This is a genomic window from Acidimicrobiia bacterium (assembly GCA_036271555.1).
In the GTDB taxonomy this organism is placed as follows: Bacteria; Actinomycetota; Acidimicrobiia; order IMCC26256; family PALSA-610; genus DATBAK01.
Genome location: DATBAK010000010.1, coordinates 88,757 through 115,203, shown reverse-complemented (window position 1 = coordinate 115,203; position 26,447 = coordinate 88,757). Strand labels below are relative to the sequence as shown.

Annotated in this window: 24 protein-coding genes; 13 read left to right on the top strand and 11 right to left on the bottom strand. The window is 71.0% G+C overall.

The genetic code is table 11. The annotated features are described in order from the left end of the window. Window positions 1-71: 71 nt before the first annotated feature. The 4 genes from VH914_04025 to VH914_04010 form a co-directional block, all read right to left on the bottom strand. Window positions 72-1,445: a zf-HC2 domain-containing protein gene (locus VH914_04025; GenBank protein ID HEX4490354.1), complete on the bottom strand. Its 1,374-nt coding sequence runs from the start codon at window positions 1,443-1,445 to the stop codon at window positions 72-74. Next, window positions 1,432-2,052 (bottom strand): sigma-70 family RNA polymerase sigma factor, encoded by a 621-nt coding sequence (locus VH914_04020; protein ID HEX4490353.1) that lies wholly within the window; start codon window positions 2,050-2,052, stop codon window positions 1,432-1,434. The genes VH914_04025 and VH914_04020 overlap by 14 nt, the downstream gene beginning before the upstream one ends. 69 nt (window positions 2,053-2,121) lie before the next feature. Beyond that, window positions 2,122-3,396, bottom strand: a complete 1,275-nt coding sequence (locus tag VH914_04015; protein HEX4490352.1) for a hypothetical protein — start codon at window positions 3,394-3,396, stop codon at window positions 2,122-2,124. A 113-nt stretch (window positions 3,397-3,509) separates the two neighbouring features. Then, window positions 3,510-5,051 carry an FGGY family carbohydrate kinase gene (locus tag VH914_04010; GenBank protein HEX4490351.1) on the bottom strand — a complete coding sequence of 514 codons (1,542 nt, stop codon included), beginning with the start codon at window positions 5,049-5,051 and terminating at the stop codon, window positions 3,510-3,512. Window positions 5,052-5,076: 25 nt separating this feature from the next. Between VH914_04010 and VH914_04005 the strand changes: the two genes are divergently transcribed. Then, window positions 5,077-6,462, top strand: coding sequence for an aminotransferase class V-fold PLP-dependent enzyme (locus tag VH914_04005; protein ID HEX4490350.1), 1,386 nt, complete (start codon window positions 5,077-5,079; stop codon window positions 6,460-6,462). A 5-nt stretch (window positions 6,463-6,467) separates the two neighbouring features. Continuing rightward, window positions 6,468-7,457: a 2-oxoglutarate and iron-dependent oxygenase domain-containing protein gene (locus tag VH914_04000; protein HEX4490349.1), complete on the top strand. Its 990-nt coding sequence runs from the start codon at window positions 6,468-6,470 to the stop codon at window positions 7,455-7,457. Window positions 7,458-7,494: 37 nt separating this feature from the next. On the opposite strand, the gene VH914_03995 is transcribed toward VH914_04000, so the two are convergent. Beyond that, a complete protein-coding gene (locus VH914_03995) occupies window positions 7,495-9,483 on the bottom strand; it encodes a S9 family peptidase (protein HEX4490348.1) in 1,989 nt (662 codons plus the stop codon). A 63-nt stretch (window positions 9,484-9,546) separates the two neighbouring features. On the opposite strand from VH914_03995, the gene VH914_03990 reads away from it, so the two are divergent. Beyond that, entirely contained in the window at window positions 9,547-10,365 is an 819-nt protein-coding gene (locus tag VH914_03990) for an alpha/beta hydrolase (GenBank protein HEX4490347.1), read from the top strand. Window positions 10,366-10,559: 194 nt separating this feature from the next. Next, the gene (locus tag VH914_03985; GenBank protein HEX4490346.1) at window positions 10,560-11,003 is read left to right on the top strand and encodes a hypothetical protein; all 444 of its coding nucleotides are present in this window, start codon (window positions 10,560-10,562) and stop codon (window positions 11,001-11,003) included. Here VH914_03985 and VH914_03980 read toward each other — a convergent pair. Beyond that, window positions 10,993-11,841, bottom strand: a complete 849-nt coding sequence (locus VH914_03980; protein ID HEX4490345.1) for an LLM class F420-dependent oxidoreductase — start codon at window positions 11,839-11,841, stop codon at window positions 10,993-10,995. The genes VH914_03985 and VH914_03980 overlap by 11 nt on opposite strands. Before the next feature lie 53 nt (window positions 11,842-11,894). Between VH914_03980 and VH914_03975 the strand changes: the two genes are divergently transcribed. From VH914_03975 to VH914_03950, 6 genes are all read left to right on the top strand, one after another. Then, window positions 11,895-14,579, top strand: coding sequence for an FtsX-like permease family protein (locus VH914_03975; protein HEX4490344.1), 2,685 nt, complete (start codon window positions 11,895-11,897; stop codon window positions 14,577-14,579). Then, window positions 14,569-15,384, top strand: coding sequence for an ATP-binding cassette domain-containing protein (locus tag VH914_03970; GenBank protein ID HEX4490343.1), 816 nt, complete (start codon window positions 14,569-14,571; stop codon window positions 15,382-15,384). Before VH914_03975 ends, VH914_03970 begins: the two co-directional genes overlap by 11 nt. Beyond that, the gene (locus VH914_03965; GenBank protein ID HEX4490342.1) at window positions 15,381-16,058 is read left to right on the top strand and encodes an ABC transporter ATP-binding protein; all 678 of its coding nucleotides are present in this window, start codon (window positions 15,381-15,383) and stop codon (window positions 16,056-16,058) included. The genes VH914_03970 and VH914_03965 overlap by 4 nt, the downstream gene beginning before the upstream one ends. Further along, window positions 16,055-17,035 carry a hypothetical protein gene (locus VH914_03960; GenBank protein HEX4490341.1) on the top strand — a complete coding sequence of 327 codons (981 nt, stop codon included), beginning with the start codon at window positions 16,055-16,057 and terminating at the stop codon, window positions 17,033-17,035. Before VH914_03965 ends, VH914_03960 begins: the two co-directional genes overlap by 4 nt. Window positions 17,036-17,129: 94 nt before the next feature. After that, a complete protein-coding gene (locus tag VH914_03955) occupies window positions 17,130-17,876 on the top strand; it encodes an ROK family protein (protein ID HEX4490340.1) in 747 nt (248 codons plus the stop codon). A 36-nt stretch (window positions 17,877-17,912) separates the two neighbouring features. After that, the gene (locus tag VH914_03950) at window positions 17,913-18,365 is read left to right on the top strand and encodes a hypothetical protein (GenBank protein HEX4490339.1); all 453 of its coding nucleotides are present in this window, start codon (window positions 17,913-17,915) and stop codon (window positions 18,363-18,365) included. Window positions 18,366-18,427: 62 nt separating this feature from the next. On the opposite strand, the gene VH914_03945 is transcribed toward VH914_03950, so the two are convergent. The 3 genes from VH914_03945 to VH914_03935 form a co-directional block, all read right to left on the bottom strand. Beyond that, a complete protein-coding gene (locus VH914_03945; protein HEX4490338.1) occupies window positions 18,428-19,240 on the bottom strand; it encodes a hypothetical protein in 813 nt (270 codons plus the stop codon). Further along, window positions 19,237-19,767 (bottom strand): SigE family RNA polymerase sigma factor, encoded by a 531-nt coding sequence (locus tag VH914_03940; protein ID HEX4490337.1) that lies wholly within the window; start codon window positions 19,765-19,767, stop codon window positions 19,237-19,239. The genes VH914_03945 and VH914_03940 overlap by 4 nt, the downstream gene beginning before the upstream one ends. 90 nt (window positions 19,768-19,857) lie before the next feature. After that, complete coding sequence (locus VH914_03935; protein ID HEX4490336.1) at window positions 19,858-20,742, bottom strand: TauD/TfdA family dioxygenase; 885 nt, start codon at window positions 20,740-20,742, stop codon at window positions 19,858-19,860. A 91-nt stretch (window positions 20,743-20,833) separates the two neighbouring features. Here VH914_03935 and VH914_03930 point away from each other — a divergent pair, with 91 nt between their 5' ends. The 3 genes from VH914_03930 (at window position 20,834) to VH914_03920 (ending at window position 23,417) form a co-directional block, all read left to right on the top strand. Next, window positions 20,834-21,379: a sulfocyanin-like copper-binding protein gene (locus VH914_03930; GenBank protein HEX4490335.1), complete on the top strand. Its 546-nt coding sequence runs from the start codon at window positions 20,834-20,836 to the stop codon at window positions 21,377-21,379. Between the two features lie 68 nt (window positions 21,380-21,447). Next, the gene (locus VH914_03925; protein HEX4490334.1) at window positions 21,448-22,554 is read left to right on the top strand and encodes a nitronate monooxygenase family protein; all 1,107 of its coding nucleotides are present in this window, start codon (window positions 21,448-21,450) and stop codon (window positions 22,552-22,554) included. Then, window positions 22,551-23,417 carry an enoyl-CoA hydratase-related protein gene (locus VH914_03920; protein ID HEX4490333.1) on the top strand — a complete coding sequence of 289 codons (867 nt, stop codon included), beginning with the start codon at window positions 22,551-22,553 and terminating at the stop codon, window positions 23,415-23,417. The genes VH914_03925 and VH914_03920 overlap by 4 nt, the downstream gene beginning before the upstream one ends. 78 nt (window positions 23,418-23,495) lie before the next feature. Here VH914_03920 and VH914_03915 read toward each other — a convergent pair whose 3' ends face one another. Together VH914_03915 and VH914_03910 are read right to left on the bottom strand one after the other, a co-directional pair. Then, window positions 23,496-24,326 carry a hypothetical protein gene (locus VH914_03915; protein HEX4490332.1) on the bottom strand — a complete coding sequence of 277 codons (831 nt, stop codon included), beginning with the start codon at window positions 24,324-24,326 and terminating at the stop codon, window positions 23,496-23,498. Next, window positions 24,323-26,371: a hypothetical protein gene (locus tag VH914_03910; GenBank protein ID HEX4490331.1), complete on the bottom strand. Its 2,049-nt coding sequence runs from the start codon at window positions 26,369-26,371 to the stop codon at window positions 24,323-24,325. The genes VH914_03915 and VH914_03910 overlap by 4 nt, the downstream gene beginning before the upstream one ends. Window positions 26,372-26,447 lie beyond the last annotated feature (76 nt).

Below are 26,447 nucleotides of genomic sequence, written 5' to 3'. Positions count from 1 at the left end.
GCTCCTGACGCCTCAGGCTCCGGGGCGGCCGGCCCGCGAGGCGACCCGGCCGTTCCTGCGGGAACTGTGCGTCAGGGTGTCGCGCTGCCGACCCATTCGAAGTAGTCGGGGCTGCGGTTCAGCCATAGCCCGCCCCAGCGGAATCCGGCTCGTGCGAGGGCGGCGATCGTCGCGGGGCGGCTCGTCGCGGCGCCCGGGAGCGCGATGCCGATCCCCCAGGTGTGGCGCGACAACTCGAGACGCGCCGTGAGCGGCTCCGCCTCGAAGCCGACGGGCGATGTCGTCGAGTGCAGGCCGGCGTCGTCGAGCGCGGTCTTCAATGCGGAGGCGATGCCCCGGTTGACGCGGATAGGGCCGAGGCCGGTCACGTCGATCGTCACGATGTTGCGCGCGATCCATGCGGGATCGATGGTCACGAGGCCGTCGCCGGCGCGGCGATACCAGAACTCGCCGAAGCGGGCCTTCACGATCGCCTGCGGCAGCACCGCGTCGCCCTGGCGAAGGTAGGGCGTCTCTCCCGGCGCGCGGAACCGGACCGGCTGCTGCAGTGCGACGCGGATCGCGGTCTCGAGGTCCGAGCGATCGCCGCGGTACGCGACCAACAGGAACCGCGGCGTCGGAACCGCCATCGGACCGTCGTCGCGCACGACGATCTCCGCGGCGCCGACGAGGGAATCGGCGACCACTCCGGTGACGCGCAGCGTCGTGCCGCCGAACGTGAGCGTGCCGCCGACGCCGATCCCGCGCAGCCGCGCCGAGGTCGCGCCGAGCAGCGCGCCGTCGGGCGGGAGGGCGCGCACCACGGCCGCGGCCTTGCCGGGCACGTCGCGCGCGTAGGTCGCGGGATCGATCGCGAGCGCGTCGAGCGGGATGGTCGCGCCGGCGGGCAGGTGGAGGCGCGCGTGGCCGTCGGCGTCGTGTTCGCCCGTGAGCAGGAGCTCGGTGCCGCGCACTTCCGTGACCGCGCGCACGCCGACGATCGCGCGAGTGCGCGCGGTCGCGTCCGCCGGCAGTCCCCCCGTCGTCCACGCGAGCAGCAGCGACGCCGTACCGGGAGCGCGCAGTTGCGGGATCACCGGCGCGGGTCTCGTGGCGACACGGACGGGCGCGGGTCGGCGCACGACCACGACGAGCGCGGCGATGAGTGCCGCAACCAGCGCGATCACACCGGCGACGCGCGCGCGGCGGGGTCGACGGGTCGCCCGCTCGGGCTCGAGGTCGACCAGCACGTGGCGGTCGTCGAGCTGCGCGCGGAGCGCAGGCACCAGGTCGACGGCGATCGGCTCGCCGACCCGCAGCTGCGCGCGGAGGCGCTCGTAGGCGCGCTGTTCGTCGTGGCAGCGCGCGCACGTCGCGACGTGCACGGTGAGCGCCTGCCGTTCGTCGGGCGCGAGCTCGTCGTCGAGCGCGGCCGACAGCAGCGGCGTTGCGTCACGACACCGCACCGCTCGCCCCCTTTCCATCGTCGCGTCCTCGCTCGTCGCGATACGGCGCTTCGACATCGTTGCGACCCGACCGCTCGCCGGCCCCGGGTCTCGACTCGTCGCCCGCGCGGAACCACCGCGCGAGCCGTGAGCGCGCGTGGGCCACGCGACTCTTGACCGTCCCTTCGGGAATACCGAGCACCTCCGCGGCCTCGCGGTAGCGGAGACCCGTGACCTCGACGAGCAGCAGCGGCTCACGCAGCCGCACCGGCAGCGTCCCGAGCGCGGCGACGAGCTCCGCGCGCAGCACCGGGTCGGTCGCGCTCACGATCGTTCCCGCGCCGTCGAGTCGCTCCCGGCGCACGCGACTCCGGATCGCGTCGATGCCGGCGTTGTGCGCGACTCGCAGCAGCCACGTCGAGAAGCGACCCTCGAACGAGTAGTGATCGAGCTTCTGATAGCAGCGCAGGAACGTCTCCTGCGCGACGTCGTCGGCGAGGACGCGGTCGCTGAGGAGATGCGCGAGGAACCGCACGACCGGCTCCTGGTAGGTGCGGACGATGATCTCGAACGCGCGGTGGTCGCCGGTCGCCGCGGTGCGGATGATGTGCGGATCAGCTTCGAGCACGCGGCGGCCCCGGTGAGATGCCGAAGTGTCGTCCACGAAGCGGTCGGCGGGCCAGAGGTCGGGGCGGGCTCAGCACGCGCAGAAATAGGTGCCACGGCCCGGCATGGGCGACGGGGCGATGCTCGTCGCGCTCCCGGGCGCCGCCCATCGTTCGAGGACGCGCCCGCGCGGGTCGACGACGAAGAGGCCGTCGGTCGCGAGCACGTAGAGCGCCTGCCCCGAACGGTCGACCTGCAGCGCGAGGACCGCGCGAGACGACTCGAACGTTCCGGAGTCGGGTTCGAGCGTGCGCGCGTCGAGGCGAACGACGCCGTGCGGACCCGCGTTCGCGTAGAGCGCGTCGCCGGTGGCGGCGAGCACCGCACCCGTGCTGGTCTCGAGATCGCGAACGAAACGGGTGCGCGTCGCGCGCAGTGAAGCGGTGTCGATGCTCACGAACGCGCCCGTCAACCGGTCGCTCACGTAGAGGCGCTTCGAGTCCGCACTCACTGCCAGCGCGGCGTTCGCGCCGCCCTGGATGCCGATGTCCTCGTCGAGCTCGAGGCAGTGCGCCCACTTGTGTTGCAGGTTGAGCACGTGGATCCACGCGTGGTACTGGTCGCCGTCGTCGCCCGAGATCGGCTCGCTCGACGCGTAGAACGTGTAGAGCTGCGTGCCGTCGGGACTCATCGTCTGTGCCAGCGCGTAGCCGGGCATCGGCGCGCGGATGCTGCCGTCGCGGTCGGGCACCGCGCGGATTGCACCCGACGCGAGATCGACCTCGCGGACGGAATAGCGCGTCGGTTTCATCGCGGGCAGGAAGTCGAGGACGAACAGCGTGTGACCATCGGTGCTGAACGCCTCGGGATCGAAGTTGCCGGCGAAGCGGTAGCGGTGCGCGCCGGTCGCAGTCGCGACGTCGACCGTCGTGGTCGCGCGCGGCGACGCTGCGTAGCTCAGGTTGCCGTCGACGAGGGCCACGAAGCGCCCGCCGGGCGACGCCACCCGCACCCGACGGTTGCCGGGCACGTCGTGACTCCAGCGCACGGTGCCGGTCGCGGCGTCAGACGCCACGACGCGCGTGCCGGTCGTCATCGCCTCGGCCTGCACGATCGTCGAGCGATCGGGCGACACGATGCCGTTCGGCGCGCGAAAGCCGACCTGGCCGGTCGCGGTGCGGACCGAGACCATGCCGTCGCTGGTCGCCACGACCACCGCGGGATCGGCGAGCCGGTGCGTTGGCGGCGCCGCGGTGGCCGTCGTTCGCGTGGGCGCCGCGCCGTCGACGGTGCTGCCACAGGCGCCCAGTGCGAGCGCGAGCGCGAGTCCGAGAACGAGTGCCGGGACGAGCCGTCGTGACCGCATCGGAGACCTCCCCCATGGCCGATGCTCATGACACGTCCAGGGCGCTCCGATCGTTCACCATGGCCTCTCGGTGGTACTGCGTTGCCCGGCGATACGCCGGCAACGCAGTACCACTAACCGCGGCGGGCGGCCCGGTACCAACCGCTCGCGGCGGTGTGGAAGGCGGCGAAGCGGTCGCGCAGGGCGCGGTACAGCTCGTGGCGCTCGGGATCGGGGTGGTGGACCTGCGCGACCGGCGGAGGCGGACCAGAGTCCGGGTCGATCTCACCGAGCACGCCGAAGGCGAGGCGGGCCGCGCCGCGCGCGTTCGTGTACTGCGGCTCCGCGAGGCGCTCGATCGCGATGCCGCACGCGTCTGCGAGGAGCTCACCCCAGAGCGCGCTGCGCGCGCCGCCACCGCCGAACGTCATCACGTCGTAGTCGACACCCGTGAACGCGGCGAACGGCTCGAGCAACCACGCCGCGTTCAGCGCGACGCCCTCGTAGACCGCGCGCGTCATCTCCGCGCGCGACGTCGAGAGCCCGAGACCCGCGAAGCCACCGCGTACGTCGTCGTCGGGCGCGGGCGCGATCGACCCGGTGAGCCACGGGAAGTAGATGACGCCGCCGCTGCCGGGCGCGACGCGCGCGGCCGCCGCTTCTGCGCGCGCGAACCCGTCGGCGGGCGGCGCGCCGGACGCGAGCTCGTCGTCGGCGAACACGACCTGATGTAGCCACGTGTCGAGCGCGCGGCCGCCGACACCGTTCTCGGCCATCACGAAGTAACGCTCCGACAGCGGGCTCGGCATGCTCGAGATGCCGTGCGCGAGGTCGGCGGCCTTCGCACCGACGTGCGTCGCCATCACCGACGTCGTGCCGATCACCAGCGCGACGCGCGACGGATCGAGCGCACCGCCGCCGACCGCCGACGTGATGGAGTCGACCGTTCCCGGCATCACGAGCACCCTCGACGGAAGGCCGAGGTGCGCGGCTGCTTCAGAGGTGAGCGGCCCGATCGGCTCGTCGCTCGCAACGATCGGCGGCAGCTGTGCGGGATCGACGCCCGCGCGCGCGACGAGCTCCGGGTCGTACGCGACGCGCGACCACTCGCGGTTGTCGGTGCACATGAGCGGGAACGCGGTCGTCGCGGTCGCGACAATGCGGCCGGACAAGCGCGCGACGAGAGCGTCGACGGGCTCCACGATCGCGGCCACGCGCGCCTCGATCTCCGGATGCGTCGAGCGCAGCACCGCCGCGTGCGCGAGGTCGTCGTTCGGCAGTGGCGGCAGACCGTGCCGGTCGAGCCACAGCATGAAGGCGTCGCCGTCGTCGCGCAGCGGATGATGCGCTTCGCCGCGCGTGTCCATCCACATCACGACGGGCGCGAGCGGAACGCCCTGCGCGTCGATCGCGACGACCGACATGTACTGCGCGGTCACCGCGACCGCGACCGCGCCGTCGGGATCACCGCTGTCGTGCACCGCGAGTCGTGCGCAGCGACCGATTGCCTGCCACCACTGCTCGGCGTCCTGCTCGGCACCGCCGTCGGCGGTGAACGCCGTCGTGAACGACTCGCTCGCGGCGCCCCGCACGAGCCCGTCGCGAGCGACCGCGGCGACCTTCACGCCCGTGGTTCCCAGGTCGATAGCCAGGACGTAAGGTGCAACCGACCGCACGTTCGTGACCCTATCCGAGGCGTCGATGAGCAGCTTCTACCCGTACGCAGACGAGTTCCCGGTCCTGCGCAGCCTTCCCGAAAAGGGTCGACCGCGCGACGAGATCCTGCGCGAGCTGCGCGACATGTCGCAGCGCGAGGACGCGTCGTGGGAGAACGGCAAGGTCTCGGGCTCGATGTACTGCGGTTCGCACGAGCACTACGAGTTCCTGAACGAGGCGTTCGGCTACTACGGCCACATGAACGCGCTGCAGCGCGACGTGTGCCCGAGCTCCACGCGCTTCGAGGGCGAGATCATCGCGATGGGCCTCGAGCTCATGCACTCCGACACGGTCACCGACACGCAGCCGGCCGGTCTCGTCACGAGCGGCGGGAGCGGCAGCATCCTCCACGCGATGCTCTCCTACCGCGAGCAGGGCGCGCGCCGCGGCATCACCCAGCCGAACGTCGTGAAGCCGGAGACCGCGCACCCCGCGTTCGACAAGGCGTGTCACCTCCTCGGCGTCGAGCTGCGCGTCGTGCCGATCGATCTCGCGACCACGCAGGTCGACGTCGACGCGGTGCGCACGGCGATCGACGCGAACACGGTCGCGATCATCGGATCTGCGGGCAACTACGGCTACGGCACGATCGATCCGATCGCGGAGCTCGGCGCGCTCGCGCTCGAACGCGGTGTCGGACTGCACGTCGACGGCTGCCTCGGCGGGTTCATCCTCCCGTGGGGTGAGCAGCTCGGTTACGACATCCCGCCGTTCGACTTCCGCGTTCCCGGGGTCACCACGATCTCGGCCGACACGCACAAGTACGGCTACAGCCTCAAGGGCACCTCGCTGCTGCTGTTCCGCGACATGGCGCTGCGCGACGGTCAGTACTTCTTCCAGACGAGCTGGAGCGGCGGCAAGTACTGCTCCCCCGGCATCGACGGCTCGCGTTCGAGCGGGCTGCTCGCCGCGAGTTGGGCGTCGATGGTGTCGCTCGGCCGCGAGGGCTACTTGAAGTACGCGAAGGCGATCTTCGAGACCGCGTTCGCGATGCAGTCCGACGTGCGCTCGCATTCAGAGCTGCGCATCATGGGCAAGCCGACGTTCTGCTTCTCCTTCACGAGCGACGAGTTCGACATCTATCTGGTGAACGACGCGTTGCGCGAGCGCGGGTGGCGCATGAACGGCCAGCAGTACCCGAACTCGATCCACATGTGCGTCACGCGTCCGCAGACGCTGCCGGGTGTGCGCGACGCATGGACCGGTGCCCTCGCCGAATCGGTCGAGTACGCGCGCCAGCACAAGGACGAGCCCGCGAAGAGCGGCTCGATCTACGGCGGGATCCCGGGCGGCTGGTCGACCGAGGCCGACGAGTTCATCCGTGCGGTCATGGCCGACATGATGGACAAGCACCAGGGCTTGCCCGAGTAGCTCGCTTGGAGTCGCTGCCGATCGTCGACGTCTCGGCGGCGGATCGTGACGCGATCGCGCACGAGATCGACGACGCCTGCCGCGCGTCGGGCTTCTTCGTCGTCGTCGGTCACGACGTGTCCGCGTCGCTGACGGCGCGTGTCGAGTCCCGCGCGCGTGAGTTCTTCGCGTTGTCCGACGACGAGAAGCGCGAAGTCGCGATGCCGCACGGCGGGCGCGCCTGGCGCGGCTGGTTTCCCGTCGGCGGCGAGCTCACGGCGGGCGTGCCCGACATGAAGGAGGGCTTCTACTTCGGCGAGGAGCTCGGTCCCGACGACCCGCGCGTCCGTGCGGGCCGGCCGCTCCACGGCTCGAATCTCTTCCCGCGCCGACCGCCCGAGTTGCGTGCCGCCGTCTTGGAGTACGTCGATGCGGTGACGCGCCTCGGTCACGCGCTGCTCGAGTTGATGGCGCGCGCGTTGGGACTCGACGAGCAGTGGTTCGCGCGCCACCTCACGACCGACCCCGTCGTCCTGTTCCGCATCTTCCACTACCCGCCCCTTCCCGCGGGTGCGACGCCGAACCAGTGGAGCGTCGGCGAGCACACCGACTACGGGCTCATCACGATCCTCGGGCAGGATGCGTCGGGGGGTCTCGAGGTGCACGGTCCCGACGGTTGGATCGCGGCGCCGCCGGTGCCGAACGGCTTCGTCGTCAACCTCGGCGACATGCTCGAGCGCATGACCGGCGGGCGCTACAGGTCGACGCCGCACCGCGTGCGTAACACCACCGGCGCCGACCGCATCTCGTTCCCGCTGTTCCTCGACCCCGCGTGGGACGCCGATGTATTGCCGATCCCGGGCATGACCGACCCGACGTCGGACGCGACCGGCCGCTGGGACGGCGCCAGCGTGCACGAATGGTCGGGCACCTACGGCGACTACCTGCTCGCGAAGGTCGGCCGGGTGTTCCCCGCGCTGCTGGGCGAGGTCTTGCCCGATTCGACGGGTCCCTGAAGCGCGTTCGATCGCTCGGACCGGCGGCTGGAACCGGTCAACGCGTCCCGAGGTGGCGGCGGAAGAAGTCGATGACGATGTCGGCGCGCTGCACGCGATGGCGCGGCGCACCAGAACGCGACAGCTCGTGGCCTTCACCCGGGAAGCGCACGAACTCCGGTGTGCGCCCGAGGAGCCGCAGCGCGACGAACAGCTCCTCGGCCTGGTTCACCGGACAGCGGAGATCGTCTTCGGAGTGCAGGATGAGCAGCGGCGTGTTCATGGCCCGCACGAACTTGATCGGTGACTGGCGCAGGTAGGGCTCGGGATCGTCGATGTGGCGCACGCCGACGTAGCTCACGAACGAGCCCGCGATGTCGGAGCCGTGATCGAGCGTGAGCAGGTTGTTCACCGAGCGCTCGGAGATCGCGGCCGCGAAACGGTCGGAGTGCCCGATGATCCACGACGTCATGTAGCCGCCGTAGCTTCCGCCCAGCACACCGATGCGGTCGGGGTCGATCCAGTCGTTGCGCTTCAGCGCCTCGTCGACGCACGCCATGACGTCGTCGTAGTCGACGCCGCCCCAGCCCGAACCGGGGTCGGTCTCGCACTCGGGCCAGCGGATCGCGCGACCCCAATCCTGCGAGTAGCTCGCCGAGCCGCGCGGGTTGCAGTACAGGACGCCGAACCCCGCGCCGACCTCGAGCTGGAACTCGTCGAAGCAACGACTGCCGTAGTGCGAGAACGGACCGCCGTGGATGTTGAGGAGCAGCGGCACGCGCTCGTCGGGATCGTGCTCGGGCTCGATGATCCAGCAGTCGACGTCGACGCCTTCCGCGGGCGAGGCCGTGAAGGCGGTCGGCTCGGCGATCGTGCGGCCCGCATCGCGGAGCGCGGCGGTCACGTCGGTGATCTGCGTCTCCCGACCATTCGCGACGACGAACACGTCGGGAAGCGAGCCCGGCGCGCCCGCGACGAACGCGATCGTGTCACCGGCGGCGTCGAAGCCCGACAGCATGCGCTCGCCCGTGACGATCGGCTCGCACGCGCCGGCGCGCGTCGCCGCCGCGCGCCAGAGGTGCGCGCAGCCTCCGGTCTCGACCATGAACAGGATCTCGTCGTCGCGCCACTGCGGACCGCGTGACGCGGGATACGGCGAGCAGTTGCGGTCGATCGCCTCGGTGAGCACGGCTTCGTTGGAGCCGTCGAGGTCGAGGACCGCGACCTGCCCGTTCCACGGTCCGTCGAGCTCGGGCGGCATGCGGGTGCACGCAAGGCGAGCGCCGTCGGGCGACCACGCCGGCAACGCGTAGACGGGTCCCGTCGTCGTGACCCGCTGCGGAGCGCCGCCCGCAAGGTCGGCGACGAAGAGGTCGAGGGCCCAGTCGATGTCCCACGTGTCGTGGCGCGCCGACGCGAACGCGAGGCGACGGCCGTCGGGCGACCACGCGAGCCCACCCGCCTCGAACGGGCCGTCGGTGACGACGCGCGGCTGCGAGGACGCAGCCGCGTCGACGACGAACACGCGCGATGGACGGTCGGTTATCCAACCCTCGTTGTCGAGACGCGTGAAGAGCCGCTCGATGCGGCGCGGCGACATGTCCTTCTCTTTGCGCTCCTCGCCCGGCGCGCCGTAGCGCTCGCGGTCGGGGTCGCGCGCGACGAACCCGAGGGACGAGCCGTCCGGACACCACTCGATCTCCGTCGGCGACGACGGGCACGCGCACACGACGACCGGTTCGCCGCCGCTCGCGTCGACGACGTGGATCTCCGACACCGCCTGGTCGTCGTCGACGGGGTGACTCGTGAACGCGATGCGCCGCCCGTCCGGCGACCAGCGCGCGAGCCCCGCGCTCGCGCCGGCCCCGGAGAGCACGACGGGATCGCCCGACCCGTCGCACGAGGAGACCTCGACGCGGGAGGCGTAGCGGTTGTGCTCCAGGTCGACGGTGGTGATGGTGTACGCGACGCGGGCGCCGTCCGGGGCGAGCCGGGGATCGGACGCGGTGGCCAGCAGCGCGACGTCTTCAGGTCGGAAGCCGAGCATGCCGGGACGCTACCCAACCGCGGCCCCGACTTCTCGGGATGCGGGTTCCCATAATCTGCCGTCGTGGCCGAGCTCCATACCGACGGACTGCGCGTCTACTACGAACGCCGCGGCAGCGGGCCGCCGCTGCTCCTCCTCAACGGCTCCGGCGCGACGCTCGCCACGAGCGGGATGCTCCTCGACCTCTTCACCAGCCGCTTCGACGTCGCCGCGCACGATCAGCGCGGCCTCGGGCGAACCGACGTGCCGTCGGGCCCGTATTCGATGGCCGACTACGCGCACGACGCCGTCGCGTTGCTCGACGCGCTCGCATGGGAGCGCGTGCGGGTCGTCGGCATCAGCTTCGGTGGAATGGTGGCGCAAGAGCTCGCAGCGACGTTCCCGGATCGCGTCGCGCGGCTCGCGCTCGTGTGCACGTCGCCGGGCGGCGCGAGCGCGTCGTATCCGCTGCACGAGCTCGCCGATCTCACGCCCGACGCGCGCGCCGCGCTGCGTCCGCAACTGCTCGACACGCGCTTCACACCCGAATGGCTCGCCGCGCACGAAGGCGACCGCCGGCTCGCGGCGATGATGGCCGACCGCGAGACCGCGCCCGCGGGCAGCGAGCGGGCGCGCGGCGAGATCGAGCAGCTGCGGGCGCGCGCCGGCCACGACGTTCTCGACCGGCTCGGCGCGATCACGTGTCCGACGCTCGTCGCGAGCGGTCGCTACGACGGCATCGCGCCGGTCGCAAACGGGGAGGCGATCGCACAACGGGTGCCGAACGCGGAGCTGCGCGTCTACGAGGGCGGTCACGCCTTCTTCGCGCAGGACCCCGGTGCGCTCCCCGAGATCCTCGATTTCCTCGCGGCCGCCGCGCCGCCGGTCTTTGCCGGACCTTGAGGTGCTGCACCACGAAGAGTCGTAATCTCGACGCTCCCGGTGGGGTCGGGCGGCAGAGGTTGGAGCACATGGGTGGGGCCGGCTGGCACAGCGACACTCCGGTTCCCGGAGCGCCGCCGGCGCCGCCGCTGGCAGCCGCGTTTCCACCGCCGTTGCCGTCGCCGCCGCCCCTCGTCGACGTCAAGGTCGTCCGGGTGCCGATCAAGGCGCTGGCCGTGCTGGTCGTGCTGGTCGTGGGCGTCCTCGTCACGATCAACCTGGTCCACAACGGCAACCGCTCCCTCGCGTCGAGGCAGGGCACGGGCTCGATCGTCAGCGAAACGCCGGGCGTCGTCGACCTGCGATCCGGCCTCTCGCAGCTGGCCGACGACCTGGAGCCGATCGCCACCGACGGGAGCGCCGGCAAGTTCGACGCGCTGGCCGCGGAGTGTCGGAAGCTCCGGACCGACGCCGAGGCAGCACAGGGCCGGGTGACGGCCGGAATCGGCGCCGACATCCGGACGCACGTGCAATCGGCGCTGACCGTCTTGACCCAGGGAACGCAGTCGTGCGCGGCCGGCGACTATGCGGCCGCCGCGCAGTCGTTCAACCAGGGACTCGCCGAGCTGACCCAGGCGACGATCGCGCTCAACGGCTGAGCGGCAGCGCGTCCTGCAACGCGCGCGCGATCGGCTCGAGACGCGCGGGATCGAACGGCGCGCGGAAGCCGACGATGATGTGCTGCGCGCCGGCGTCGACGAGTGCCGATGCGTCGGCGGCAACCTGCGCGGCATCCGCGCCCGATCGCACCTGCACCGAGACTTCGATCTGCGCAGGGTCGCGCCCGACGTCGGCGCAGTGCCGGTGCAACACCTCGATCTTGTGCGCGAGCACCTCGGGGCTCGCGCCCGGAGCGTTCCACTGGTCGGCCCACCGCGCCGCGATCCGAAGCGTGCGCTTCTCGCCACCGCCGCCGATGAGGATCGGCGGGCGCGGCTTCTGCACCGGCTTGGGCTCACAGCGCGCGTCGGTCAGCTGGTAGTAGCGGCCGCGGAACGACGCGGTCTCCTTCGTGAGGAGCAGGTCGATCACCTCGCACGCTTCCTCGAGGCGATCGAAGCGCTCCCGCAGCGGCGGGAGGTCGATCCCGTACGCAGTGCTCTCCTCCTCGTTCCAGCCCGCGCCGATGCCCAGCTCGAGCCGCCCGTCGGAGATCACGTCGACGCTCGCGGCGATGTTCGCGAGCAGCGCGGGGTGGCGGTACGGATTGCCGGTCACCATCACGCCGAGCCGGATGCGGCGCGTGATCGTCGCGAGCGCCGCGAGCATCGTCCAGCCCTCGAAGCACGGACCGGTCCGGTCGTCCTGGAGGATCGGATAGAAGTGGTCGAAGTTCCAGCCCGCGTCGTAGACGTCGATGTCGTCGGCGGCGAGCCACATGTCGCGCATGGACCCCCAGTCGGAGTCCTGCGGAACGGTCTTGAACGACACGCGCATGGCTTCGACGCTACTGCCGCGATCCCCCGCGACCGGGCCGGTACGGTGACGCCGTGCGTTGGTTGCGTCTGCTGACGCTCTCGCCCTGGCGGCGCGCACCCGGCCGTCTGCTCCGCGCACCGTCATTGTTCGCGTCGATCGCGGTCGCCGCGCTCGTGCTCGGCATCGCCGCCGGCTCGCGCCCGCTCTTCTCCTCGTCGGCCGGGACCGCGGCGCTGCGTTCCGACGTCGATCAGGGTTGCGCGTCCGACGTGGGTCTGCGCGTCCAGCGCCAGGCGTCGACGGTCTCACCCGCGCCGGCGACGGCGGGCGGCGCACTGCGACCCGCGGTCGACGTGCCGGTCGGCACGACGACGCTCGACGCCGACGTGGCGAAGCTGCCCGCCCTCTCGCCCGTGGTCATCACCGTCTTCGGCGGCACGATGCGGCTCGGCCCGCAGGGCGGCGCGTCGAGCGCTTCGATGCAGGTGCTCGCTCGGACGGGCTTCGAGCACCACGTCGACGTCGTCCACGCCGTCGCGGCGCCGGGCATCTGGATCCCCGACACGACCGCACGCACGCTCCACCTTGCGGCCGGCGATCGCGTCGTGCTCTCCGACAACTTCGTCGCCACGCCGCTCGTCGTGCACGCGGTGTTCCGCGACCTCGCCGGCGGGCGTCGCGACCGCTCGTGGTGCTCGCTGCAGCAGGCGCTCGACGGCTACGGCGTGGCGGTCCCGTCGCCGACCGGGTTCCTCGATCGGTCGACGCTGCTCGGCGTGTCGTCGCGCGCGCACATGCCTGCGGTCGAAGCCTGGTGGGAGTACGCGCCCGACCCCGCGCACTGGACGGTCGCGAACGCGACGCGCACGATCCCCGCGCTCGAGCACATCGCCGCGGCGACGAGCAACTTCACGTTGCCGGAAGGGCGCGTGTTCGGTTTGGGTACCTCGAGTGTCGACTCCGAGTCGACGCTCGCGCATTCCGATCAGGCCTCGAAGACGGGATCGGCGACGGTCGGGCCGGTCGCGCTCGGCGGCGCGGGTGTCGCGCTCCTGGTGCTGCTCGTCGCCGCGCACACGTGGCTCGATCGGCGGCGCAAGGAGGTCGTCGTGCTGGCGCTGCGCGGGGCGGGGCCCGCCGCGCTGGCGATGAAGGGCGTGCTCGAGCTCGCGCCGCCGATGCTGCTCGGAGGCGCGATCGGCGTCGTGGCCGGCGACCTGCTCGTGCGCGCGGTCGGACCCAGCTCCGCGATCGCGTCGCACGCGGTCGTGAGCGCGGCCGAGCTCGTCGGTGCGGCCGTCGTGGTCGCGCTCGCCGCGATCGCGCTCGTGATCTGGCTCGGAGTCCGCAAGATCGGGCTGTCGCCGGAATCGGTGAGCGCGCGGGCGCGGCTCGCGTTGTGGGAACCGGCGGTCCTCGCCGTCGCGGGCGCCGCGCTGTACGAGCTCAGCACGCGCAGCGGATCGCCGGGCTCACCGAGCGCGGGCGCGCACGTCGACACGCTGGTGCTCCTCTTCCCCGTGCTGCTGATCGCCGGCTGCGGGGGGCTGCTCGCGCGCGCGGCCGTTCGGAGCGACCTCGCGCGCCTCGCCGGTCCGCGCCGCGCGACGAGCCTGTGGCTCGGACTCCGACGGGTCGCCGCGGCACGGGCGCGCGCGGTGCCGCTGATCGCGGGCGCGACGGTCGCGGTCGGCATCGTCGTCTTCTCAGCGTGTCTCGCGTCGTCGCTGCGCGCGACGATTCGCGCGAAGTCGACACTCGGCCCCGGGAGCGCGCAGGCGTTCTCGCTCGTGAGCGCGCGACCGCTGCCGAAGTCTTCACCGTTCGGCGCGTACGCGACCGAGGTGACGCGCACGCGTGAGAACAACAACGGCGGTACGGATCACGCTCGGGCCGATGTCCTCGGCCTCGACCCCGCGACGTTCGCGCGCGGCGCGTTCTGGGAGCGGCCGTTCTCGAGCCGCTCGCTCTCCTCTCTCGTCCGCGCCCTCGCCGAGCACGACCACTCCGGCGTTCCCGCGCTCGCAATCGGCGACGGGCTCCCGGACCGCTTCGTGCTCTCGCTCGACGCGCACCACGGCACGCGGTCGCTGTCGACCACGCTCGCAGTCGACGTCGTGGCGCGCCCGCACGCGTTCCCCGGGCTCGGCTTCGAGAGCGACCAGCCACTCGTCGTCATCGATCGCGCCGCGCTGACGAAGGCGGGCGTGACCGACACGCCCGAGATCTGGGTCAACCGGACGACACCTTCGATCCGCTCCACGCTCCTCGCCGAGGGCATGCCGATCACGTCGGTCGTGCGCGCGAGCGACTTCGCGCCGGGCGACCTCGCGCCGCAGCTGTGGGCGCTCCGCTACCTGCAGATCATCGGTCTCGTCGCCGGGATCGTCAGCCTCTGCGGCCTCGGCCTCTACTTCGCGTCGATCGCTGATCGTCGTCGCCTCGGCATCGCGGTCGCGCGGCATGTCGGTGTGAGCCGCCGGGCCACGATCGGGGCCACGATGACCGAGGTCGGCACGATGATCGGCGCGGCCGTGATCTTCGGCAGCGTCCTCTCGGTCGTCGCGATCGGCATCGTGTTCTCGCACATCGATCCCGCGCCGCAGATCCCGCCCGCGCCGCTGTTCCGAATCGACCTCGTCGCCGTCGCGATCTGTCTCGCGGGCGCCGTGCTCGCGACGCTGCTGCTGGCGACGCTCGTCGAACGCACCGCGACGCGGCGGAGCCTCGCGGAGATGTTGCGCCGTGCCGACTGACCTCGCGGCCGAGTGCCGCGACCTCGTGCAGATGTATCCGGCCGCGGGCGGCGCGGTGCTCGCCCTCGGCGGGGTCGCGGCACGCTTCCCCACCGGCAGCACCACCGTCGTCATCGGGCCGTCGGGCGCCGGCAAGTCGACGTTTCTCCGGCTCGTCGCGTGTCTCGAGCGACCCGCGGCGGGAGAGGTGTGGGTCGACGGCCGCGCGACCACCATGCTGCGCGCCCGCGCGCGCCGACGCATCGCGACGCGCCGGATCGGCTACGTGTTCCAGCGTCCTGCCGACAACCTGCTCGAGTACTTGGGCGTGCGCGCGCACCTCGTCCTCGCGCTGCGGATGCGCGGTGAGCACGGCGCGGCGGCGGACCGCCTGCTCGCGGCGGCCGGCCTCGCCGGAGTTGCGGACCGGCGCGTGTCCAGCCTCTCCGCGGGTGAGCAGCAACGCCTCGCGTTCGCGATGGCGGTCGCGGGCGACCCGTCGCTCGTCGTCGCCGACGAACCCACGGCCGAGCTCGATCCGGATGCGACGGCCGCGCTCGTCGCGAGCCTTCCCGCATACGCCGACGCCGGGCAGACGTTCCTGATCTCGTCGCACGACCCGGCCGTGATCGAGGTCGCCGACCAGCTGCTCGTCATCCGCCGGGGCACCCTCGCGGCGCGCGCCGCGCGCGCGGGCGAGGAGCCGCTCGCGGTGATCGACGACGCAGGACGCGTGCAGCTGCCGGACGACGCGGTGGATCTCTTCCCCGACCGGCGGGTGCGGCTCTCGGTCGTCGACGGTCGCGTGCGGATCGACGAGCCGTGACGATCACCGGCGTGCGCGCGACCTCGGTCACGAAACGGGTCGACCAACCCCCGCGCACGCTCACGTTCCCGGATGTCGAGCTGACGCGCGGTGAGCTCGTCGCGGTGACGGGTCCTACCGCGAGCGGCAAGACGATCCTCGTGAACTTCCTCGCCGGATGGGACCGTCCCGACTCCGGCACCGTCGAGTGGGTCGGCGCCAGCGCGAGCCCGCCGCCGTGGTCGGCGGTCGCGGTCGTGCCCCAACAGTTCGCGCTCGTCGACGAGCTCGACGTCATCGAGAACATCACCCTCGCGACGCGCGCGGGCGTCGAGCTCGCCGACGACGCGATCGCCGAGTTGATGGAGGCGTTGCGACTCGACCGGCTCGTGCACCGCAACGTGCAGGAGATCTCGGTCGGCGAACGGCAACGGGTGATGGTCGCCCGCGCGCTCGCAGGTACGCCGGACGTGATCCTCGCCGACGAGCCGGTCGCGCACCAGGACCGCCAGAACGCCGAGACCGTCGTGCGGCTCCTCCGCGAACGAGCGGCGCGCGGAACCGCCTGCCTCGTCGCGACGCGGGAGGCCGACATCGCCGCAGGCGCCGACCGCCGCATCGAGCTCGCGCCCGCCTCGCACGCGGGCGACGGACCGTGGTCAGATGAGACGGTGACGACCTGGATTTCCCGATGAGCTCCCGGCGCGCGACCGCGGCCGAGATCGCGGCATGGGAGACCGACGGCTGGGTGTTGCTCGACGGGTTGATCGACCCCGACGAGATCGACGCCGCTGCGGTCGACCTGCGCGAGCTGTTCCCGACGCCCGAGCAGTATCACGCCGACCCGGAAGGTGAGACCGAGCGGCGTCTCGGCCGGCCCCCGCCGGCCAACGAGGTGTACACGTGGCCGGAGGACGGCCCGGGTTTCCGGCCCGAGCAGCACCGGTGGCAGGGTCAGTTCCCGCTTCCGGGGTCCGGCGCGCTCAACCGGTTGTACGTGCACCCGTCGATCGTCGACTTCGCGGAGCGCGCGCTCGGCACCGACGACATCCGTCTGTACCAGGCGTCGGTGTCGGCGAAGTACACGGGGCTCACGAACTACGAGCAGCCGATGCACACCGATCGCAATCACTCGTGGCTGCCTGCGCGCGCCGACGCGCCGCTGCGTCACGTCGAGTCGTTCCTCTACCTCTCGGACGTCGACGACGACTGCGCGCCGACGCACCTCGTGGCGCTGCGCGACTCGCGCGACCACACACCGACCGAGCTGCTCGTGCTGCCCAAGTGGGACCCGGCGTTGTACGCGGCCGAACGTCCCGCGCGCGGACCGCGCGGCTCGTTGCTCGTATACCGGCCCGATGTGTTCCACCGCGCGATCGACCTCACGCACCCGCGTGGCGCGCGCTACCTGCTGAACGTCAGCTTCCGGCTCGCAAGCCAGGAGTGGGTCGGTTTCCACACGCAGCAGTCGCGCGCGACCGACTCGTCGTGGACCGCGTTCGTCGAGAGCTGCACGCCGCGCGAGCTCGCGCTGTTCGGCTTCCCGCCGCCCGGTCACGAAGTCTGGGACGACGACCTGCTGGCGCTGACGCACGAGCGCTATCCGGAGCTCGATCTCGGCCCCTGGTACGCCGCACTCCAGCCGTCCGCCCGCGCTGCCGAAGGAGGGTGATGATGATGCACCGGAACGCGGCGAGCGGAGCGAGCAAGCGACTTCGCTTCGCCCCATCACGCGTCATGGAGCACGAGCCGAGCGAGTGCGACCGGTGAGCACGACCACCTTGGCGATCGACATCGGTGGGACGGGGCTCAAGGCGACCGTGCTCGACGCGAAGGGCAAGCCGCTGCACGATCGCGTCCGCGTGCCGACGACGTTCCCGATGCCGCCGACCAAGCTGGTCGACGATCTCGCCAAGCTCGTCGCCGACCTGCCGCCCTACGACCGCGTATCGGTCGGCTTCCCCGGCGCGGTGCGCGACGGCAAGATTCGTACCGCGCCCGCGTTCTCGACGGAGCGGGGCCTCGGCACCGACATCGACGACGACCTCGTGCGCGCGTGGAGCGGCTTCGACCTCGCGACGGCGCTCGGCAAGAGGCTCGACAAACCGTGCCGCGTCGCGAACGACGCCGACGTGCAGGGAGCGGGCGCGGTGTCGGGCAAGGGACTCGAGTTCGTGATGACGCTCGGGACCGGTGTCGGCACCGCGGTGTTCTCGAATGGCGCGCTCGCGGTGCACCTCGAGCTCGCGCACCATCCACTCTCGGGTGGCGAGACGTACAACGAATACCTCGGCGACGCCGCGCTGCAGAAGATCGGCAAGAAGAAGTGGAACAAGCGCGTCGCCAAGGCGGTCGAGACCGTCGACGCACTCGTGCTCCCCGACGCGATCCTCGTCGGCGGGGGCAACGCGAAGCACATCACGGCGGATCTCGGCCCGAAGGTGCGCCTCGTCGACAACCGCGCGGGGCTGCTCGGCGGCATCAAGCTCTGGGAGGGACCGGGCCTGCAGTGAGTGTCATCGCGAGGTCGATCGGGTAAGAACCGGCCCATGGGAATGGTGCGAAAGACACTCTCAGTCGGAACGCTCGGTGTGGTGTCGTTCCGGAGCAAGAAGGAGAAGCTGCGCCGCGCCGAGCGTGAGCTCGCGAGGGAGCAGCACGATCGGGAAGCGGCCGAGGGCCGTGTCGCGGTCGCCGAGAAGCGCCTGAAGCACGCGACCTCGCAGGCCGCGCGCAGCGACAAGAAGCTCGAGAAGGCGAACGGCAAGCGCAAGAAGCGCCGTGCCGCGCGTCTCGGCGAGCTCATGTCGACGGCGGAGCCGCTCGTGCATCAGACCGCGGGCACGATGCGTGACGCGGGCCGCGAAGGTGCGAAGCGCGGGCGCAAGGCCGCCCGTGCCGCGCGCAAGAACGCGAAGCACGCGCGTGAGGTGGTCTCGCCCCGTGCGGAGAAGCTCGCGCAGACGATCAGCGAGAAGGTCGACGACCTCACCAGCCACTAGAACGCGGCTTCCCCGGCGCAGCGCGCGCCGGGGAAGCGCGAGGTCTGGCGTTGGTGCGTCGGTCAGCGATTCGTGGCCGCGTCGACGGCTTCCACGATCTTCGCGAGTTGCGTACCGTCGTACGTCGGGTGCGGGCGCGACGTGTCGGGCTTGATGAGCCGGCGCTTGAGCGACGGCGTGAACTTCATGATCGTGGGCACGGGGTGCAGCGTGAAGTTGCCGGACTCGGCTCCGACACCCGAGCCGTCGGCGTGCGTCAGTGCGATCTCGTACGTCTCGACGCCCTCGTAGTCGAAGAGCCCGCGCACCGAGAGGATCGCATCGCCGCCCAGATGCGTCTCGGTGCAGGTCACGCCGGACACGAAGTCGGGGTCGCCGCACGGCTCGCGCGTCATCGCGCCGGGCCCGTTCACGTACACGTACACGCGTCCCGGTCCGGCGCCGTCGTTCGCGGTGCCGTCGATGCTCGCCGGGTTGGTGCCGCCCCCACCGAAGGTGAAGCTCCACGACGCCGGGCTGTTCGCCTTGATCGCGTCGATGATCGCGGCGTCGACGGGACCCGACGGCTGCGGCCCTTCGACCGCGGCCACCTCGCCGTGCTGCGCGGTCAGGCGGAACGGGGTCGCGACCCGCGGCGTTGCGGCCGTCGCGCGCGATTGACCGGCATCGTGCTGCACGGTCGTCGCCGCGACCGCCGTCACGGTGGCGACCGCCGCGGCCATCGCGGTCGCGCCGACCATCAGCCGGTGGCGCCGCACGCGCCGGCCGCGCGTGATCGCGGCGGCCGCGTCGACGTGCAGCGGCGGTTCGTCGGACATCAGATGGTCGAACGCGTGCCGCACACGCGTCTCGGCGGTGTCGAGGTCGGGACTCATGAGTGCCTCCAAGGGGTCGTGACGAGGTCGGGTGCCTCGTCGGCGAGCACCGCACGCAACGCGTCGAGCCCGCGCGCGGTATTGCTCTTGACGGTGCCGACGCTGCAATCGAGCAGCGTCGCGGTCTCCTCGACGGAGCAGTCGTCGTAGAAGCGGAGCACGAGGCACGCGCGTTGCCTCGGGGGGACACGCTCGAGCGCGTCGAGGAGTACCAACCGGTCCTCGATCGCGTCGTCGTGCGGCAGCGCGACATCGGGCAGCTCGTCCGTCGCGTGCTCTCGCTTCCAGTGACGCGCGTTCGCGTCGAGGTACGTGCGGGTCAGCGACTGCCGGAGGTACGCGCCGAGTGCCTCACGACTGCGCAGTCGGCGTCGCCGCGCGTACACGTTGGCGAACACCGTCTGCACGAGGTCCTCGGCGCGCGTCCAGTCTCCACACAGCAGATACGCCGTACGTCGTAGACCGGGTGCGCGCGCCGTGAACTGCTCGGCGAGCTCGGACCGACTCCAAACACCGCGTTCCCGCACGAGTGAAGAAGACGGGCGGGCGCCGCGATCGGTTGCACGGCGCTTCTCTGCTCGGGCTCGCAACCTCGCCCCGTTTCGGCGTGGACGCGGTCAGGCGGGACGGTCGCCGTGCAGCGTCACGCGCTGAATGACGCGATGTCCGGTGAAGTCGCCGACGACGCTGTGCTGGGTCACCCGGTTGTCCCAGAAGCCGAGGTCGCCGGCGGACCAGTGGTAGCGCACGGTGAAGCGAGGCTCGACGGAATGCGCGTAGAGGTACTGGAGCAACGCGTTGCTCTCGCCGCGCGTCAGTCCTCTGATGTGGGACGTGAAGCCGGGGTTCACGAACAGGCTCTTGCGCCCGGTCTCCGGATGCGTGCGCACGACGGGGTGCTCCGACGGCTCGAGCGCCTTGTACCGCTTCCCGTCCCAATCGCCACCGCCGTCCTTGCGTCGCTTCAGCAAGGCGCCGAACGCGGCGCGTCCGTCGTGCACGGCGGTGAGGCCGTCGAGGAACGCGCGCATCGGCGCGCTCAACGATTCATACGCGGCGCGCTGGTCGGAGAACATCGTGTCGCCACCGGCGGGCGGGATCACGAGCGCATTGAGGATCGAGCCGAGCGGCGGGCGCTCGACGAACGTGACGTCGGTGTGCCACGACAGCCCGTCGTAGCGGTCGACGACGTCGCCGTACGTCTCGCGCACCTTCGCGGTCTTCGTGTAGTCGATCTCGAAGATCTCCGGGAACCCCGGGACGCCCGGGATCACCGGATGCGCGGGCGTCGGCTCGCCGAAGCGCCGCGCGAACTCGAGGTGCTCCGCGGGACCGAGGTGCTGGCCGGGCAGGAAGATCACGCCGTAGCGCAAGAGGCACTCGCGGATCTGCGCGATCACGGCGTCCGACACGGGCGCGTGGAGGTCGACGCCGCGGATCGCCGCGCCGATCGTGGCCGACAGGGGCGTGACGTCGAGGTCGACGGCGTCGGTGATGGTCACGGCCGCTCCTTCCCGCGAGGACGAGGCGCTGCGGGGCGCGACGTTACGCCCGTACTGGCCAGGACGCCTGCGACGGTCGTAGCGTTCGATCGTGACGCAGATCGAGGTGGCTCAACAGGACGAGGTGCAGAGCTCGGGTCGGCACCAGGTCGCGCCGGGTTCGACGGTCGCGCCGACCGTCGTCGCCGCGCTCGTCATCCTCTTCGGCTGCGTCGTCGCGCTCGGACTCGGCGTCCTGGCGCGACACCACGCGAACTCCGAGGAGTTCAAGGGCTCCGAGAAGATCGTCGTGCACGAGCGGAGCTTCCGGATCACGCTGTCCCGCACGACGGTGAACGACGGCAAGATCGGGTTCGACGTCCACAACGACGCGTCCATCGGTCACGAGTTCGTCGTGTTCAAGACCGACCTGCCGGCCGATCAGCTGCCCCTCGGCAAGGACGGCGACGTCATCGAGGACTCGCCGGAGCTGAAGGACGTCGTCGACAGCGGCAGCGCGTTGAAGCCGGGTTCGTCGCGGGCGCTGTTCGCCCACCTCGAGGCCGGCCACTATGCGGTCGTCTGCAACTTGCCGGGCCACTACCACGACGGCATGCACCTCGACCTCGTGGTGCGTCAGGAGCCTTCGGGCTCGTGACCGCCCCCGTCGGTTAGCGTCGCCACACCTAGAACCGGTTCTCGTTTCCGCGAGGTGGAGGTCAGGCGATGCGAACCGAGCTGTGCGACGTCTTCGGGGTCGAGTACCCGATCTTCGCGTTCACCCACTGCCGCGACGTCGTCGCCGCCGTGAGCAAGGCCGGCGGGCTCGGGGTGCTGGGCGCCGTGGGCTTCAGTCCGGAGCAACTCGAGATCGAGCTCGACTGGATCGACGAGCACGTCGACGGCAAGCCCTACGGCGTCGACACGGTGATGCCGCAGAAGTCGGTCGCGGTCGAGGGCGGCAGCGCCGACGAGATGCTCGCGACGATCAAGTCGATGATCGACGCGAACCACTGGCGCTACGTCGACGAGCTCATGGAGCGATTCGATCTCGCCCCGCTGCCCGAAGGCTCGGGCGGGCACGGCGTGCTCGGGTGGACCGACGACGTCGCGCACCGGCACGTCGAGATCGCGCTCGCGCACCCGATCTCGCTGATCGCCAACGCGCTCGGCTCGCCGCCGAAGGACGTGATCGACCAGGCGCACGAGCACGGCGTGAAGGTGGCCGCGCTCGCGGGCAAGGCGGTGCACGCGCAACGGCACGTGAACAACGGTGTCGACGTGATCATCGCCCAGGGCTACGAAGCGGGCGGACACACCGGTGAGATCGCGACGATGGTGCTCGTGCCCGAAGTCGTCGACGCGGTCGCGCCGGTCCCGGTCCTCGGTGCGGGCGGCATCGGCAGCGGCCGTCAGATCGCGGCCGCGCTGTCGCTCGGCGCGCAGGGTGTGTGGCTCGGTTCGCTCTGGCTCACGACCGCGGAGAGCAACTCGAGTCCCGCGGTGCTCGGCGCGTACCTCGACGCCACGTCGGCCGACACCGTGCGCTCGCGCTGCTACACCGGCAAGCCTGCACGCATGCTGCGCAACCAGTGGACCGACGCGTGGGAGGACCCGAAGGGTCCCGGTCCACTCGGCATGCCGTTGCAGAACATCCTCACGTCGGAGGCGAACGCACGCATCTCGCGCTCGGACCGCAAGGACATCCAGTTCGCGCCCGTCGGTCAGATCGTCGGCCGCATGAACCAGGTTCGTCCCGTGCGCGACGTGATCTTCGGACTCGTCGAGGAGTACATCGAGACCGTCGAGAAGCTCGAGAGGGGTCTGCAGTGACCGCGTCAGGGAAGGCCGCGCCCGACGACGTGATCCTCGTCGACGAGCCCGCGCCACGCGTGCGGCGCATCACGATGAACCGGCCCGAGAAGCGCAACAGCCTCGTGCATCCGTTGCGGGGCGCGATCCTCGACACGCTGCGCGAGCACGACGCCGACCCGGACGTGTCGGTGACGATCATCCGCGGCGCGGGCTCGTCGTTCTCCGCGGGCTACGACCTCGGCGGCGGCAACGAGGGCTACGACATGCCGTACTACACGCCCGGCGGCGAGGGTGCGTGGCCGCGCCACGTCACCGAGGGCTGGATGAGCATCTGGGATCTCGCCAAGCCCGTGATCGCGCAGATCCACGGCTACTGCCTCGCAGGCGCGAGCGAGCTCGCGACCGGCTGCGACCTCGTGTACATGGCCGAGGACGCGCAGATGGGCTACCCGGCCGTCCGTTTCGGCGTGCCCGACATGCACTTCCATCCGTGGTTCCTCGGGATGCGTAAGGCGATGGAGATGATGCTGACCGGCGACTCGGTGTCGGGCATCGAGGCCGCGCGCCGAGGTTGGGCGAACGAGGCCTTCCCCGCCGACGAGCTCGAGGCGCGCGTGCTCGAGGTCGCGCAGCGCATCGCGCTCGTGCCGATCGAGCTGCTCCAACTGAACAAGCGCGTGGTTCACCGACAGATGGACGCCATGGGACTGCGCGCCGGCATCCGCGCGGGCACCGAGCTCTGCGCGCTCGGTACGCACGCGGGATCGATGCGTCAGTTCGTGACCGCGGCGCGCGAGAAGGGACTCACCACCGCGCTCCAGGAGCGCGACGCGCCCTTCGGCGACTACCGCACGACCGAGCCCCACGACAACGGCAGTTAGTGGTACTGCGTTGTCGGCGTATAGCCGAACAACGCAGTACCACTACACCACTGCAGACCACGACAGGACGGTGACGAGCTAGAGGCTCGCCTCGCCGTGCATGGTGTCGCAGGCCCGGGTCTGTCCGGGGGCGACCTGGCCGGCACCGACGCCCTCGAGCGCGGCGAACGGCCCGCACGGGTTCGGCCGGATCCACACGTGCACCATCACGTTCGGGTGGAACGCGACGAGCGGCGGGTTGCACGAGCCCCCGAAGTTGAGCCCCGCGACCTGGGGCGCGACCGGGTCGCTCGTGAAGCAGAGGTTGTCGTGGATGTGGAACTGCAGCAACGGGCCGCCGACGGTCGGCAGGTTCTTGAACGTGAAGCGGTCCGGCAGGATGAACATCGCAGCCTCGAGCGTGCGCTTCCCGGTCGCCTGGTCGACGTGGTACACGAGCGATTCCGGGTGGTGCGGGTCGAGGTAGTCGTTGTCGTCGATCCAGTTCCAGTGGATCCAGTGCTCGTCGCCCGTGAGCGCGTCGCCGATCGAGTGGAAACCGTCGGCCGCGGCCTTCGCGGTGCTGTCCCACTCCGGGAGCACCTCGACCGTCTCGCGCAGCAGGTTCTGCGCGCCGCGCTGCTCGGTGGGGGTGACGCCCGGTGTGCCGCCGAGGTTGATGCGGCTCGGGTCGAAGTCGCCGTCGGCCAGCACCGGGATCTCGCGCGCCGGCACGAGCGCGCGCTTCATGTGCGCCATCTCCTCGGCGGTCATCCCGTCGGGCCCGAGCGTCGTCGTCGTGACCCGTTGACGCGTCGTCGCGTGCGGCGCGGCGCTCGGCTTCGCGCCGGCCGACGTGCCACACGCCCCGAGCGCGAGCACGAGCGGCGCCGCGAGCAGCGCGACCCAATGACGGGGACGATGCATCAAGGCGTCTCACTCTGGCAGGCGAAGCGGCCACACTCGTTCGGAATCACGCCCGTCGTCAGGAACGACGTGATCTGGTCGAGCAGGAGCGTGTTGCCGCGGCCGAAGCCGTGCGGGTCCTGCCCGTACTGCGAGCCGTCCGGAGCGAGGTTGTCGGTCGGCGGCGTCGGCGTCCCGTAGTCCCACAGCACGAGGCCGGCGGTGACGGGCTTCGCGTGGTCGAGCTTCTGCAGACCCCACTGCGGTACGACCGGCACGTCGGCACGCGGCGGAGCACCGAAGAAGCTCGGATCGAACGCGGGTTGATGGTTCCGCGCACCGATCGTGCGGGCGAGCATCTCGGCCGAGGCGTTCGCGACCTGATGGTCGCCGTAGTTCTCGATGATGAACACCTGCTTCGCGGGGATGCCCGGGTACGGGTTCGCGGTGAGGTGCTGCGCGTAGCCCTCGTTCTCGCCGCGATCCCACAGCAACTGCGCGAGCTGCAGCACGACCTGCTGGTCGTCGGCGTCGGTGTACGACTGGTCGTAGATCGCCGCGAACTCGTCCCAGTCGACGGAACGGTTGAGCAGGAGCCCGCCGTAGTCCATGCCGGGCACGCCGAGGATCGATCGCGTCCACTCGGTCGACAGCGCCGACGCGGCGCCGCCCATGATCCCGCCCTGGCTGTAGCCCATGTAGTGGCAGTCGTGCGTCTTGAAGAGCGCGGCACCGTTCGCCTGGAACGCAGGGTCGGTGACGAAGCCGGAGTCGGAGTTGATCAGCCGGCCGAGGAACTGGAAGTTCACGAAGCCCTGGAGCATGTGGTCGACCTGGGTCTCGAAGGTCGACATGTCGGCGAGGTTGCGCGCGACGTTCGGCACGTCGCTGCTCGACATCCCGACCCAGTCGGTCGCGCAGCCCATGAGATCGCGCGAGATGCCCGCGGAGAACGAACCGCCTTCGACCTCGCTCGCATCACCGAGCAATCCGTGGCCGTAGACCGTCGGGGTCGCGGGCCCACCGGCCTGGACCGTGTCGGGCATCACGCAGATGAAGTTGGCCGTCCACGTCTTCTGGCCGTTGATCTTCGGGTTGCCGTTCTGATCGGTGACCATGCCGGAGTACGGCGTCGTGTCGGCGAGGAACAGCGGGACCTGGAAGGTGCCGTGCACGTCACGCACACCGTTGTCGTCGCTCTGCGACGTCACCGTGTACGCCGGCGCGTCGTCGTCGGCCGCCGCCCCGGGCGCGGCCATCACGTGGTGCTTGCCGAGCCACTTGTACGCGAGGTCGTGCATCGTGAGACCGGGAGTCGCGAGGCTCTGCTCGCTCGCAACCGTGAAGTCCCACGCCAGGTACGGCGTCGCGCCGTGCAGCACGGAGCGGAGGTCGTGGTTGATGACCCACTTGATGTGCTTGCCGCGCGTCTTCGGATGCAGCCGACCCGAGAGCGCGGCGCGCGTCGAAGGCAACGCGACGAGGTGGTTTCCGGAGGTGTCGACGAGATGCCGCAGCACGACCGCGTAGCGATGTCCCTCGGTCAGCGCGGCCGCGGGGTGGATGAGCAAGAGCTGCTCGGCCGCATTCGACGTCTGCGCGTCGAGCTCCGCGAAGTACGGGACGCGCGCGTGTGTCGTGGTGTCGAGGATGACGATCGGCGCGTTGTCGGCGAGCGACGAGCCGATGTCGGTCGAGGTCGCGATCTTCGACTTGGCGATGCTCAGGTTCGGCACGTAGGCGATGATCTCGGCGCCCGGTGAGAACCCGTCGCTGCGGTTCTGCGCGGACGCGTCGACGTGCACGCCGTCCTTGTTCTTGGGATCGACCTTCGACGAGATGTTCAGCCGCCGACCGGTCGGCGAGCTCGCGTCGGGCAGCGTGAACCCGTCGTTCGGCCACGGCAGCAGGCAGTCGTGCCCCTTCGGCGCGGTCAGCAGCACGTCGCAGCCGTTGACGGCCGCGTCGGGCATGGTCTTGGCCGGTGCCGCCGGCTTGCTCGCCGTAGCGGCGGCCGGCAGCGCGACCGTGGTGAGCAGGCCCGCGACGAGTGCGCAGGACCCGATCACAGCGCTCAGCTTCCGTGCTTTCACGAGTCACCCCCGAACGTGAAGACGGTCAAGCCCACCACGGTACCGCCCTCCG

Bases quoted from the DNA above. Each gene is read 5' to 3' on its own strand.
- VH914_04015 (HEX4490352.1), bottom strand. From the start codon at position 3,396: ATGCGGTCACGACGGCTCGTCCCGGCACTCGTTCTCGGACTCGCGCTC.
- VH914_04005 (HEX4490350.1), top strand. From the start codon at position 5,077: ATGAGCAGCTTCTACCCGTACGCAGACGAGTTCCCGGTCCTGCGCAGC.
- VH914_03995 (HEX4490348.1), bottom strand. From the start codon at position 9,483: ATGCTCGGCTTCCGACCTGAAGACGTCGCGCTGCTGGCCACCGCGTCC.
- VH914_03980 (HEX4490345.1), bottom strand. From the start codon at position 11,841: ATGCGCGTGTCGTTCAAGACCGTTCCGCAGGACTCCGACTGGGGGTCC.
- VH914_03960 (HEX4490341.1), top strand. From the start codon at position 16,055: ATGAGCTCCCGGCGCGCGACCGCGGCCGAGATCGCGGCATGGGAGACC.
- VH914_03950 (HEX4490339.1), top strand. From the start codon at position 17,913: ATGGGAATGGTGCGAAAGACACTCTCAGTCGGAACGCTCGGTGTGGTG.
- VH914_03945 (HEX4490338.1), bottom strand. From the start codon at position 19,240: ATGAGTCCCGACCTCGACACCGCCGAGACGCGTGTGCGGCACGCGTTC.
- VH914_03925 (HEX4490334.1), top strand. From the start codon at position 21,448: ATGCGAACCGAGCTGTGCGACGTCTTCGGGGTCGAGTACCCGATCTTC.